This is a genomic window from Streptomyces sp. NPDC004561 (assembly GCF_053602155.1).
Genome location: NZ_JBSGDB010000265.1, coordinates 1 through 12260 on the forward strand (window position 1 = coordinate 1; position 12260 = coordinate 12260).

General features: G+C 69.8%; 11 protein-coding genes. 3 read left to right on the plus strand and 8 right to left on the minus strand.

Annotated features, from left to right (window positions below):
• Window positions 1-76: 76 nt before the first annotated feature.
• The gene (locus tag ACWEN3_RS28790) at window positions 77-412 is read right to left on the minus strand and encodes a hypothetical protein (RefSeq protein ID WP_452976537.1); all 336 of its coding nucleotides are present in this window, start codon (window positions 410-412) and stop codon (window positions 77-79) included.
• A 300-nt stretch (window positions 413-712) separates the two neighbouring features.
• Between ACWEN3_RS28790 and ACWEN3_RS28795 the strand changes: the two genes are divergently transcribed.
• Entirely contained in the window at window positions 713-1732 is a 1020-nt protein-coding gene (locus ACWEN3_RS28795) for a helix-turn-helix transcriptional regulator (protein ID WP_452976539.1), read from the plus strand.
• Complete coding sequence (locus ACWEN3_RS28800) at window positions 1729-2727, plus strand: helix-turn-helix transcriptional regulator (protein ID WP_452976541.1); 999 nt, start codon at window positions 1729-1731, stop codon at window positions 2725-2727. Before ACWEN3_RS28795 ends, ACWEN3_RS28800 begins: the two co-directional genes overlap by 4 nt.
• Here ACWEN3_RS28800 and ACWEN3_RS28805 read toward each other — a convergent pair.
• The 7 genes from ACWEN3_RS28805 to ACWEN3_RS28835 all read right to left on the minus strand — a co-directional run bounded on the left by ACWEN3_RS28805 (window position 2690) and on the right by ACWEN3_RS28835 (window position 10717).
• A complete protein-coding gene (locus ACWEN3_RS28805; RefSeq protein ID WP_452976543.1) occupies window positions 2690-3730 on the minus strand; it encodes a LuxR C-terminal-related transcriptional regulator in 1041 nt (346 codons plus the stop codon). The two genes, ACWEN3_RS28800 and ACWEN3_RS28805, sit on opposite strands and share 38 nt — an antisense overlap.
• A 290-nt stretch (window positions 3731-4020) precedes the next feature.
• Window positions 4021-5127, minus strand: a complete 1107-nt coding sequence (locus ACWEN3_RS28810) for a substrate-binding domain-containing protein (RefSeq protein ID WP_452976545.1) — start codon at window positions 5125-5127, stop codon at window positions 4021-4023.
• Window positions 5128-5420: 293 nt separating this feature from the next.
• The gene (locus ACWEN3_RS28815; RefSeq protein WP_452976547.1) at window positions 5421-5876 is read right to left on the minus strand and encodes a heat shock protein transcriptional repressor HspR; all 456 of its coding nucleotides are present in this window, start codon (window positions 5874-5876) and stop codon (window positions 5421-5423) included.
• A gap of 5 nt (window positions 5877-5881) precedes the next feature.
• The gene (gene dnaJ, locus ACWEN3_RS28820; RefSeq protein WP_452976549.1) at window positions 5882-7054 is read right to left on the minus strand and encodes a molecular chaperone DnaJ; all 1173 of its coding nucleotides are present in this window, start codon (window positions 7052-7054) and stop codon (window positions 5882-5884) included.
• 36 nt (window positions 7055-7090) lie between these two features.
• Entirely contained in the window at window positions 7091-7762 is a 672-nt protein-coding gene (gene grpE, locus ACWEN3_RS28825; RefSeq protein WP_452976551.1) for a nucleotide exchange factor GrpE, read from the minus strand.
• Complete coding sequence (dnaK, locus tag ACWEN3_RS28830; RefSeq protein ID WP_452976553.1) at window positions 7759-9603, minus strand: molecular chaperone DnaK; 1845 nt, start codon at window positions 9601-9603, stop codon at window positions 7759-7761. The genes grpE and dnaK overlap by 4 nt, the downstream gene beginning before the upstream one ends.
• A 94-nt stretch (window positions 9604-9697) precedes the next feature.
• Entirely contained in the window at window positions 9698-10717 is a 1020-nt protein-coding gene (locus ACWEN3_RS28835) for an MraY family glycosyltransferase (RefSeq protein ID WP_452976555.1), read from the minus strand.
• Window positions 10718-10953: 236 nt separating this feature from the next.
• Between ACWEN3_RS28835 and ACWEN3_RS28840 the strand changes: the two genes are divergently transcribed.
• A partial coding sequence (locus tag ACWEN3_RS28840) for a 4Fe-4S dicluster domain-containing protein (protein WP_452976556.1) occupies window positions 10954-12260 on the plus strand: 1307 nt, incomplete at its 3' end.

Genomic DNA, 12260 nt, shown 5'->3' on the forward strand with positions numbered 1-12260 from the left:
GTCACCGTGTTCAGGTCACGGTGACGCCGCTGCGGGGGGAAGCGCCTGAGCGATCTTTTACGACGGGGGAATCGCGTCAGGCACTGCGGGGGGTGGCAGAGATGGTCCTCAGATCGGAGTCCGACGGCTCGGACAGCCGGTGGTCCCGCTGGTCCAGATTCACAAAGATCATTCCGTACCTGATGGCGCAGCGCACCGGCTGGGGTGCGCCGCGTGGCTTGCGCAGGCACCGGAACGCCCGTAGGTCGCCGTCCTCGTCCCGCGTGACGACGACCGGCTCCCCGAACACGGTCACCATCAGCGAGTCACCGCTGTGGGGGATGGCCGTGACCAGGTCGATGAAGTGCCAGCCGGAACGGTAGGCGGTGGCCATCTCACGACGGAAGGAGCGGTCGTCAGGCGGGGTAGTCACGTCAGCTCCTCACACCGTCCGTGGGATGCATCGGCCACGTGGTGTCACTGGCGACGGCGGTCCTAGCTGCCACGGTCGGCCAGGTGGTGTCCGCTCGTGCGTCACCCTTCTCACTCGTGAGGCCGCCGAGCGCCCCCACGGTCACCAGGACGGAGAATGCGGCGACAAGTATCGAGCGAAGCAGTCTCTTGCCCATAGTCGGCTTCGTCCTCACTTGAAGGTCCCCTCTTCCCCCGTCGAGTACGACGATGGCTCATTCGGGCACGTCGTGGCCACATAATCGATGCATCATGTTCCTGCATGTTCAGGACCCTGGGGGGTGGAGATTTGGCAACGAATCGGACTAAAGCTGCACATCCCCATGCGGTGACCGAGATGTGCGAGGAAGGGGGCCGCCTCTACGCCGACGCGCTGCGGGCCGGACGCATCGCCCGCGCCGAGGTCGAATGCGCCCCCTGCCTGCTGGAGTTCGCGCTTCTGCACCCCGATCCCGACGATCCGGAATGGCTGCGCCCGCTTCCCGCGCCCGTGGCCCTGGCGCAGCGACTCAGCCCGATCGAACGGGAGATCACCGAACGCAGGCGGTTGTCCATCCAACTTGCCGATGTTTTCGAGCCGTTCATGGCCCTCAGCAGCCACATGGCGGCGACCAGCGACTCCATCACGGTCCTGGAGGGCGGGGAACGCATCAACGCGGCGCTCAACCAGGCGACTTCGCAGTGCCAGACCGAGGTGCTCACCGTCCAGCCGAGCGAGCGCCTGTCCGAACGGAGCCTGCTGCGCGGCCTGGAGCGCGACCGGCCGCTCATCGAGCGCGGGGTGCGCATCCGCACGCTCTACCAGCACACCGCGCGCTACAACCCGGAGAAGCTGGCCTACGTCGCCCAGCTCGCCAACGGCAAGGCCGAGTACCGCACCATCGACGAGCTGGTGGAACGCCTCATCCTCTGCGACGAGACCGTCGCCTTCATCCCCATCCGGGACGACCAGCAGGTCGCCCTGGAACTGCGCCACCCGGGCCTGGTGCGCTACCTCATCAAGGTGTTCGAGTTCATGTGGGACCGGGCGGTCCCGCTGAACGCCGGCGCCCGCTACGAGACGGCGCCCGACGGCATCACCGAGATCCAGCACTCCATCGCCAAGCTCCTCGTCGAGGGCCACGTGGACGAGGCGATCGCGCGCCGCCTCGGCATGAACGTACGGACCTGCCGCGCGCACATCGCCAAGCTGGCCCAGGCGCTGGGCAGCGGCAGCCGCGCCCAGCTCGGCTATCTCATCGCGCAGTCGGGCCTGCTGGACCGGGACCAAATGACGCCATGACCGGGCCGACACCGCACCCCGAGCACGGCGTCGAGGAACTGTGCGCGCAGGGCACGGCACTGTACGAACGCGCCCTGCGCGAGGGGCGGATCAGCGCCGCCGACGCCCAAGCGGCCCCCTGTCTGCTGCGGTTCGGGCTGCTGCAGCCGTCCGTCGCCGACATGAGCCGGCTCGAACCCGTCGCCGCCGCCGTGGTCCTGCGGGAACTGCTGCGCGCCTCCGCGGAACGCATCGCGGACGAGCGCCGGCGCGAGGCCCGTGTCGCCAAGGCCCTCGAACCCCTGCTGCGGACGGGCCCTGGCCTGCCGGACACCGCCCCCGGCGACCCGCCGGCGATCCGGGTGCACAGCGGTATCGACCGCATCAACCAGGTCATCACCCACGCCATGACCGACGCCACCGCCGAATGCCTGGCGATCCAGCCGCATGTCACCCACACCCGTACGGCACCCGAGCTGCACGCCCTCGCCTTCGACCGCGACCAGGCGCTGCTGGACCGCGGCGGCCGCATCCGCACCCTCTACCAGCACACCCTGCGCCACGCCCCCACCGTCCAGGCCCGCTACGAGCGGCTGCGGGGCGACGTGGAGGCCCGCACCCTGAACGAGATCACCGAGCGCCTGCTCGTGCTGGACCGCGCGGTGGCCTTCCTCCCGGCGAACAAGGACCGCACCCTGGCCCTGGGGGTCCGCCACCCGGCGATGGTCGGTTATCTGGCGACGGTCTTCGACCGGCTCTGGCGCCTGGCCACCCCGCTGCACCCGCGGGCCGCGGCCCGCCCGTCGTCCCTGGACGGCGTCACCCCGCGCCAGCGCGCCATCGCCGCCCTGCTCGTCGAGGGCCTCACCGACGCCGCCGTCGCCGAACGCCTCGGCATGAACATCCGCACCGCCCGCCTGCACATCGCCAAGCTCGCCGCCACCCTCGGCAGCGACAGCCGCGCCCAGCTCGGCTACCTCATCGCACGCTCGGGGATTCTGGGTCGGGAACGGTGAGGCTGGGGGCCGGCAGGCCCCGGTGCCGGCCGTCCAGGCCCACCTGGGCGATGCGGACGCCCAGTTGGGCACGGCTCGCCGCCCCGAGCGTCTCCGACAGGCGGGCGATGTGCGCCCGGCAGGTGCGGACGCTGATGCCGAGCCGCTCGGCGATCACCGCGTCCTGGTGGCCCTCGGCGAGCAGCGCGGCGATGGACTGCTCGCGGTGAGAGATGCCCTCGATGCCGGTGTCGGGCAGCGGCGCGGTGAGCGGGATGGCCAGCCGCCAGAGCCGTTCGAAGACGGTCACCAGGTAGTGCACCAGGGCCGGGTGGCGCAGTTCCAGGGCCATCGTGCGGTCCGCGTTGGCGGGGATGAAGGCCACCGTGCGGTCGAAGAGGATGAGCCGGTCGATGACCTCGTCCAGGGTGCGCGCCTCGACCGTGTCACCCATCAGCTCCAGGTAGTTGAGCAGCCCCTGCCCGTGCCGGGCGACATGCGTGTACAGGTCGCGCATGCGCACGCCCCGGCCGCGCAGGGCCAGCGCCCGGTGCAGCCCCTCGCTCAGCTCGGCCTCGCGCCGGATGCCGCCCGGCTGCACGGTGAGCACCTCGGTGGTGCACGCCTCGGTCGCCTCGTCCATCGCGGCCTGGATCCGGGAGAGCCCGTCCAGCACCCGGACCGCGCTGCCCCCGGCGGGCGCCGGGGGCGCGTGCAGCTGCCCGAGGCCCGCGTACCACTCGAAGGCGGCCACCGCCGAGCCCACCCGGCGCTGGCTCTCGCTGACCTCGTCGTGGACCCCGCGCAGCAGCCTGGTCATGACCTCCTGCGGGGAGGTCGGCACCAGCCAGTCCATGTCGTCGGGGTCCGGGTGCAGCAGGGCCAGTTCCAGCAGGCAGGGCACCGCGTCGGCGTCCGTGCGCGGCACCCGTCCCCGGCGCACGGCCCGGGAGTACAACCGATCCCCGGCCTCGCACAGCCGGTCGGCACCGTGAGGATGCACCTCCGCCCTCCGCCCGGCCATCGCCCATTCCACCCCCGGTGTGCTGCCACTTCCGCAGCGCAACTATGCGCGGCGCCGACCGGGTCCGCAACACGGCTCACCCCATCGTGGGAGTCGTAAACCCCTGGTATGCCCCGGTATCGCCCAGGCTCCGCCCCTCGCATTGCAACAAGATGACGGTGGTGGCGGGCACATGACCACGGCACGCTTCCCCCGGATGCCCGGGAAGGCCGCCCAGGGGGCCGTGGCGGGCCCCAGACGACTCGAGCCGTACGACCCGGGGTCGTACGGCTCGAAGGTCGTCGCAGCGGCTACTTGAGGCCGATGGCCAGGCACGCCGCCCGGTACTTGGCGGTGCAGATGTCGCCGGCGGTGTAGATGTTGTCCGCGATGACCGTGTCCTTGATGGTCTTCTTGGTCAGGGCGGTCACCTGGACCAGCCTGGACGGGATGCCCTTGGCGGTGGGGCTGTCCACCTTGTCCTGGGTGAGGGCGTCGAACTGGATGTCCTTGCCCTGGACCTTGGCCACGGCCATCTGCGCGGCGGCCTGGGCCTCGTCCGGGTAGGACTTGTAGACGCTCATGTACTGCTCGCCGGTCACGACCCGCTGCACCGCGTCGAGTTCGGAGTCCTGACCGGTGATCGGGGGCAGGCTGGTGACGCCGGCCGCCTTCAGGGCCTTGATGACACCGCCGGCCATGCCGTCGTTGGCCGCGTAGACGGCCGCGATGTTGCCCTTGCCGATCTGGGCGATCGCCTGGGCCATGTTGGCCTGGGCGTTCTCCGGCTTCCAGTCCTTGGTGTCGAAGCTCGCCGCGATCGTCACCTTGCCGGTCAGCTCGGAGAGCGCGCCCTGCTTGAACTGCTTGGCGTTCGGGTCGGTGGGCGAGCCGTTCATCATGACGATCTTCTGGGAGGAGTCGGCGTTCGAGCCCAGCGCCTCCAGCAGGGAGCGGGCCTGCACCTCGCCCACGAGTTCGTTGTCGAAGGAGATGTACGCGTCGATCGGGCCCTCGGCGAGCCGGTCGTAGGCGATGACCGGGATGCCGGCGTCCTTGGCCTTCTTCACCTCGCCGGCGATGGCGTGCGAGTCGACTGCGTCGAGCAGGATGATGTCGACCTTGTCGTCGACCATCTTCTGCATCTGCGAGGCCTGCCGGGCGGCGTCCGCGGCGGCGTTGGCGTAGACGACCTTGCCCTGCTTGCCGGTGAGGTCGGACACCTGCTTCTTGATGATGGGGTAGTCGAACTTGTCGTAGCGCGTGTTGGCCGTTTCCGGGAGCAGCAGGCCCACGGTGATGTCGTTGCCCTTGGTCGGGCTCGCGCTCGCGCTGTCCCCCGTCGCGTTCAGCATGCCGCAGCCGGCGAGCGAGAGGGTCATCGTGGACGCGGCCACGGATATGGCGATACGACGCATTCGGGGGCTCACTTCAGGTGCGTTCCGGACGTGGGCGCTGCTATACGACCCAGGTGTCTGAAAAGACAACGCGGAGGCCACACCCGGCGTCAAGAAGAACTACTTAACGAGTCCGCAACACCACGCTCAGCTGACCCTGTGAAGGACTCACGGAATCACCTCCAAACGCTCTTTACGGACCCTCCATTCAAAGGGAGTTCATGAGACGGCAAAGACCGGCACAACCTCCGGGGGCACGACGAGGGCCCGCGGACGGGATGCGTCCGCGGGCCCTGCGTGGTGTTCGACGGGCGTCAGTCGCCCGGCTGCTGCTGTCTCTTGGGCCGCCACACCACCAGCGCGCTGGTCTGCTGGACCTCCTGGTACGGGACCAGGTCGCGGCGGTAGGAGGCGTGGACGGCGGCCTCGCGCTGCTGCATCGCGGCCGCCGCGCCGTCCAGGGCCGCCTGCAGCTCCACGACACGGGACTGCAGGGCGGCGACCTGGTTCTCCAGTTCGATGATGCGCTTGATACCGGCCAGGTTGATGCCCTCGTCCTGCGACAACTGCTGCACCTGGCGGAGCAGTTCGATGTCGCGGGCCGAGTAGCGCCGGCCCCGGCCCGCGGTGCGGTCCGGGGAGACCAGGCCCAGGCGGTCGTACTGGCGCAGCGTCTGCGGGTGGAGTCCGGAGAGCTGGGCCGCCACCGAGATGACGTAGACCGGGGTCTCCTCGGTCAGTTCATACGGATTACGCCGACGGCCGTCCATCACCCTCAAGCTCCCTTCGCGGCCTCGAACAGCTCCGCCCGCGGGTCCTCGCCCGCGGTGGCCTCGCGATACGCCTCCAGTGCGTCACGAGCCTTCCCCGTCAGGTCCTTGGGGACACTCACCTCGACGGTGACCAGCAGGTCGCCGCGAGTGCCGTCCTTGCGGACCGCGCCCTTGCCCCGCGCCCGCATCGTGCGGCCGTTGGGGGTGCCGGGCGGCAGCTTCAGGGTGACGGCCGGGCCGCCGAGGGTCGGGACACGCACCTCGCCGCCGAGGGCCGCCTCGGTGAACGTGACCGGCACGGTGACGGTGAGGTTGTCGCCCTTGCGCCCGAACACCGGGTGCTCGCCGACGTGCACGGTGACGTACAGGTCGCCCGCCGGTCCGCCCCGCTCGCCGGGCGCGCCCTTGCCGCGCAGCCGGATGCGCTGCCCGTCGGTGACGCCCGCCGGGATGCGGACCTGCATGGTGCGGGAGGACTTGGCGCGGCCGCTGCCGCTGCACTCCAGGCAGGGGTGCTCGGCGATCAGGCCGCGGCCCTTGCAGTCGGGGCAGGGGTCGGTGAGCGAGAAGCCGCCACCGGAGCCCCGCGCCACCTGGCCGGTGCCGACGCAGGTCGGGCACACCCGCGGGGTGCCGTTCTTGTCGCCGGTGCCGGAACAGGCCTTGCAGGGCTGCTGGGAGGTCATCCGCAGCGGCACCGTCGCGCCCTCGATCGCCTCGGTGAAGCTGAGGGTCACTTCGGTGTCGATGTCCTGGCCGCGGCGCGGCTGGGTACGGGTCGTCCCCGTGCCGCCCCGGTTGAACAGGCCCCCGAAGACGTCGCCGATGCCGCCGCCGAAGCCTCCGCTCTGGGCGTTCCCGCCGCCTCCGAAGAGGTCGCCCAGGTCGAAGTTGAAGGAGCCGCCGCCCGCGCCCGGCCCGGGGCGGAAGCCGCCGTTGCCGAACAGGGCGCGTGCCTCGTCGTACTCCTTGCGCTTCTTGGGGTCGCCGAGGACGTCGTTCGCCTCGGAGATCTCCTTGAAGCGCTCCTCGGCCTTGGCGTTGCCCTTGTTGGCGTCCGGGTGGAACTCGCGGGCGAGCTTCCGGTACGCCTTCTTGATCTCGGCCTCGGTGGCGTCCTTGGGGACGCCGAGGACCTTGTAGTAGTCCTTCTCGATGAAGTCCTTGGTGTTCATCCCCGACGTCCCTCCTTCCTGTCTGCGGTGATTACGTCAGCCCTCCTCCGGGCCACCGTTCTCCTCGTTGTCGCCGGCGCCGGCCTGCTTCGCCTCGGTGTTCTCCTCGGCGCCCTCGGCCTTGACGCTCTGCGCGCCGGGCTGCGGTTCGGCCACGGCCACCCGCGCGGGGCGGATGGTGCGCTCGCCGATGCGGTACCCGGGCTGCAGGATCGCCACGCAGGTCGTCTCGGTGACGTCCGGCGCGTAGCTGTGCATCAGGGCCTCGTGGATGGTCGGGTCGAAGGGCTCGCCCTCCTTGCCGAACTGCTGCAGGCCCATCTTCGCCGCGACGGTCTCCAGCGACTCGGCCACCGACTTGAAGCCGCCGACCAGCTCGCCGTGTTCCCGCGCGCGGCCGATGTCGTCGAGCACGGGCAGGAGTTCGGTCAGGAGGTTCGCGATGGCGATCTCCCGGACCGCGACCCGGTCCCGCTCGACCCGGCGACGGTAGTTCTGGTACTCGGCCTGGAGGCGCTGGAGGTCGAGCGTGCGCTCGTTCAGCGCCGTACGCACCTGGTCCAGCTGGGCGACCAGACCGGCGTCTGCGTGTCCGTCCCCGGCCGGGGCCGCCCCCTCCTCGGGGGCGGCCTTCGGCTCGGCGTCGTCGGAGGTGGCGCCGGAGGGGACGTCGGGCTTCTCGTCGAAGCCCGGGGTCTCCTCCGTCACGCGGCACCGTCCTTGCGCTCGTCGTCCACGATCTCGGCGTCGACGACATCGTCATCGGCCTTGGCCTCGCCGGCACCGGCGGACTCGCCGCCCGCGGCCTGCGCGGCCTGGGCGTCGGCGTACATGGCCTGGCCGAGCTTCTGCGAGACGGCCGCGACCTTCTCGGTGGCGGTGCGGATCTCGGCGGTGTCCTCGCCCTTGAGCTTCTCCTTCAGCTCGGCGACGGAGGACTCGACCTCGGTCTTGATCTCGCCGGGGACCTTGTCCTCGTTGTCCTTGAGGAACTTCTCGGTCTGGTAGACGAGCTGCTCGCCCTGGTTGCGGGTCTCGGCGGCCTCGCGGCGGCGGTGGTCCTCCTCCGCGTACTGCTCGGCCTCCTGGCGCATCCGGTCGACCTCGTCCTTCGGCAGCGAGGAGCCGCCGGTGACGGTCATCTTCTGCTCCTTGCCCGTGCCCAGGTCCTTGGCGGTCACGTGCATGATGCCGTTGGCGTCGATGTCGAAGGCGACCTCGATCTGCGGGACGCCACGCGGGGCCGGCGGCAGACCGGTCAGCTCGAACATGCCGAGCTTCTTGTTGTAGGCCGCGATCTCGCGCTCGCCCTGGTAGACCTGGATCTGCACGGACGGCTGGTTGTCCTCGGCCGTGGTGAAGATCTCGGAGCGCTTGGTCGGGATCGTGGTGTTGCGCTCGATCAGCTTGGTCATGATGCCGCCCTTGGTCTCGATACCGAGGGACAGCGGGGTGACGTCGAGGAGCAGGACGTCCTTGACCTCGCCCTTGAGGACACCGGCCTGCAGAGCGGCGCCGATGGCGACGACCTCGTCCGGGTTCACGCCCTTGTTGGCGTCCTTGCCGCCGGTCAGCTCCTTGACGAGCTCGGCGACGGCGGGCATACGGGTGGAGCCACCGACGAGGACGACGTGGTCGATCTCGTTGATGGAGATGCCGGCGTCCTTGATGACGTTGTGGAACGGCGTCTTGCAGCGCTCCAGCAGGTCCGCGGTCAGCTGCTGGAACTGGGCGCGGGTGAGCTTCTCGTCCAGGTGCAGCGGGCCCTCGGCGGACGCGGTGATGTACGGCAGGTTGATCGAGGTCTCGGTGGACGAGGACAGCTCGATCTTGGCCTTCTCGGCGGCCTCACGGAGGCGCTGGAGGGCCATCTTGTCCTTGCCGAGGTCCACGCCGTGGCCGGCCGCGAACTGCTTGACCAGGTAGTCGACGACGCGCTGGTCCCAGTCGTCGCCACCGAGGTGGTTGTCACCGTTGGTGGCCTTCACCTCGACGACGCCGTCGCCGATCTCCAGCAGGGACACGTCGAAGGTGCCGCCGCCGAGGTCGAAGACGAGGATCGTCTGGTCGTCCTTGTCGAGACCGTAGGCCAGCGCGGCCGCGGTGGGCTCGTTGACGATACGCAGGACGTTCAGACCGGCGATCTCGCCGGCCTCCTTCGTCGCCTGGCGCTCGGAGTCGTTGAAGTACGCCGGGACGGTGATGACCGCGTCGGTCACCTTCTCGCCCAGGTAGGCCTCGGCGTCCCGCTTCAGCTTCTGCAGGATGAACGCGGACATCTGCTGCGGGTTGAAGACCTTGCCGTCGAGCTCGATCTTCCAGTCGGTGCCCATGTGTCGCTTCACCGAGCGGATGGTCCGGTCCACGTTCGTGACCGCCTGGCGCTTGGCGACCTCGCCGACGAGCACCTCACCGTTCTTCGCGAAGGCGACGACGGACGGCGTGGTCCTGGCACCCTCGGCGTTGGTGATGACGGTGGGCTCGCCGCCCTCCAGAACGCTGACGACGGAGTTAGTCGTGCCCAGGTCGATGCCGACCGCACGTGCCATGGTTGATTCCTCCAGCTGACTTGAGTGGAACAGGCTCAAGTGTGCACGAGAGGATCCCTGGGGTCAACAGACCTGAGTCGGATGGGCTCAAGTCTTATCCGTTCCTTACACGCAACTGCCCTCTGACCTGCGTCGATGCGGTCCGGCGGGGCTGTTGGACAGGGATGCGAAGGAGTACGAGCACGGCGAGCACCGCCCCTCCCCCCACCCAGAACGCGGCCTCCTCACCCGCCCACCCGGTGTGCACCAGCACCCCGACGAGCACCGTGGCGAAGGAGCCGGCCCCCAGGAGCACCACGGACCCCTGCGGGGTGAGCCCGCGCCGCCGCAGCCGGTGCACGAGATGGTCGGGGCCGCGCCTGAGCGGCGGGCGCCGGGCCAGCAGCCGGGCGAGGACCACCAGGACGGCGTCGGCGGCCGCGACCGCGCCGAGGCAGAACACCACCGCCGCGCTCGGCCCCAGTTCGTACCCCGCGCGCGTGAAGACGACGGCCGAGGACAGCAGGAACCCGGTGAACAGCGAGCCGCAGGCGCCGAGTCCGATCCGCGCGGGGTGCCAGTTGTGCATCAGGAAGCCGGTGAGGGCCGCGGCGAACACGCTCAGCAGCACGGCGAGCCCGTCCATCACCTCGGCGGCGGCACAGACGCCCGCCCCGAAGGCGGTGACCACCCCGACCGTGCCGGCCAGCCCGTCGGCGTGATCGAGCCCCTTGAAGGCGAGGGAGGCGAGGACGATCCAGCCGACGGCCAGCACGCCTCCCGGCACACCGGTCACGTCGTACGGCACCACACAGGCCGCCGCCACGGCCGTACCGGCGACCAGCACGCGCGTGCGCAGCCGCCACACGTCGGCGACCAGGCCCAGCGCGGCGACCGCCGCGGCGGCGAGGAGCAGCTTCCCGACCCCGTCACCGAGCGGGGCGATCCGGGTGTACTCACCCGTCCAGGCGACCGCGCAGGTGACGGCCACGACGGCGAGGCCGCCGAGGAGCGGGAGGGGCCGCTGCCGGCGCCGGTCGACGACGCCCGCCCGCCGGGCGGGCACCCGCAGGAGTGCCGCCAGCACGGCGGTGAGCAGCAGGGCGGCGGTGGCCGCGGCGATCCCGTATAGCACGGATCTAAGGTAGGGGCGAATGTAGCAATTCGGTATGAATAACACGATCTGATTGCCTGCGGCATGATGACGGGGGCAACCCTCAGCGATCCAGATCACCCCGCGCCCGGCTGCATCGCGACAGAAGATGGGGGTAGTCTCAGACGGACTGGATAAGTTACCGCTTAGTAATTTCGCACGGTCAATCCGCTCAGCTACCTTCGCTCAGTCAACTCGAGGCCGCCTCAGGAGCCCCAATGCAACTCGCCGCGATCATCGTGTCGCTGGTCCTGATCGTGGTCGGCGTGGCACTGTTCGGCCGCGCCCTCCTCCAGATCTACAACTTCATGCGCCTCGGCCAGCCGGTACCGGCCGGGACCAGGACCAACGACCCCAAGCAGCGCACCATCACCGTGGTCAAGGAGTTCCTCGGCCACACCAGGATGAACCGCTGGGGCGTCGTCGGCGTGGCGCACTGGTTCGTGGCGGTGGGCTTCTTCTCCCTGCTGCTGACGATCGTCAACGCGATCGGGCAGCTCTTCCAGGCCGACTGGCTCCTGCCGGTCATCGGCGACTGGGCCCCGTACAACGTCTTCGTCGAGTTCCTCGGCACGATGACCACGCTGGGCATCCTGACCCTGATCGTCATCCGCCAGCTGAGCAAGCCGAACAAGCCGGGCCGCAAGTCCCGCTTCGCCGGCTCCAACTTCGGCCAGGCCTACTTCGTCGAGGCCGTCATCCTCATCGTCGGCGTCTGCATCTTCATGCTGCACGCCCTCGAGGGCGCCCAGCACCACGTGGACGGCTACGAGGCCTCCTTCTTCGTCTCGTACCCGGTCGTCGCGTGGCTGAAGGGCCTGAGCGTCTCCACGCTCCAGAACCTCACCTACTTCTTCGCCGGCCTGAAGATCGCGACCTCCTTCATCTGGATGATCACGGTCGCCCTGAAGACCGACATGGGTGTCGCCTGGCACCGCTTCCTCGCCTTCCCGAACATCTGGTTCAAGCGCAACGCGGACGGCGGCACCTCCCTCGGCGCACTCCTCCCGATGACCTCCGGCGGCGAGCCGATCAACTTCGAGGACCCCGGCGAGGACGACGTCTTCGGCGTCTCCCAGGTCGAGCAGTTCTCCTGGAAGGGCCTGCTGGACTTCTCCACCTGCACCGAGTGCGGCCGCTGCCAGTCGCAGTGCCCCGCCTGGAACACCGGCAAGCCCCTCTCCCCCAAGCTCCTGATCATGTCGCTGCGCGACAACGCGCACGCCAAGGCGCCGTACCTGCTGGCCGGCGGCGGCAAGACCGTGGAGGGCGAGGAGAAGGCCTCCGAGGAGCAGCTGAAGGACGTCCCGGCCGCCGCCCTCGCCGAGGCCGAGCGCCCGCTGATCGGCACCGCCGAGGAGAACGGCGTCATCGACCCGGACGTGCTGTGGTCCTGCACCACCTGCGGCGCCTGCGTCGAGCAGTGCCCCGTCGACATCGAGCACGTCGACCACATCGTCGACATGCGCCGCTACCAGGTGATGATCGAGTCCGCGTTCCCGTCCGAGGCGGGCACGATGCTCAA

Excerpts from the sequence above, each read along its gene's own strand:
- ACWEN3_RS28815 (WP_452976547.1), bottom strand. The coding sequence starts at position 5,876 with ATGGACGGCCGTCGGCGTAATCCGTATGAACTGACCGAGGAGACCCCG.
- dnaJ (WP_452976549.1), bottom strand. The coding sequence starts at position 7,054 with ATGAACACCAAGGACTTCATCGAGAAGGACTACTACAAGGTCCTCGGC.
- ACWEN3_RS28805 (WP_452976543.1), bottom strand. The coding sequence starts at position 3,730 with ATGGCCGGGCGGAGGGCGGAGGTGCATCCTCACGGTGCCGACCGGCTG.
- ACWEN3_RS28810 (WP_452976545.1), bottom strand. The coding sequence starts at position 5,127 with ATGCGTCGTATCGCCATATCCGTGGCCGCGTCCACGATGACCCTCTCG.
- ACWEN3_RS28795 (WP_452976539.1), top strand. The coding sequence starts at position 713 with ATGTTCAGGACCCTGGGGGGTGGAGATTTGGCAACGAATCGGACTAAA.
- dnaK (WP_452976553.1), bottom strand. The coding sequence starts at position 9,603 with ATGGCACGTGCGGTCGGCATCGACCTGGGCACGACTAACTCCGTCGTC.
- ACWEN3_RS28800 (WP_452976541.1), top strand. The coding sequence starts at position 1,729 with ATGACCGGGCCGACACCGCACCCCGAGCACGGCGTCGAGGAACTGTGC.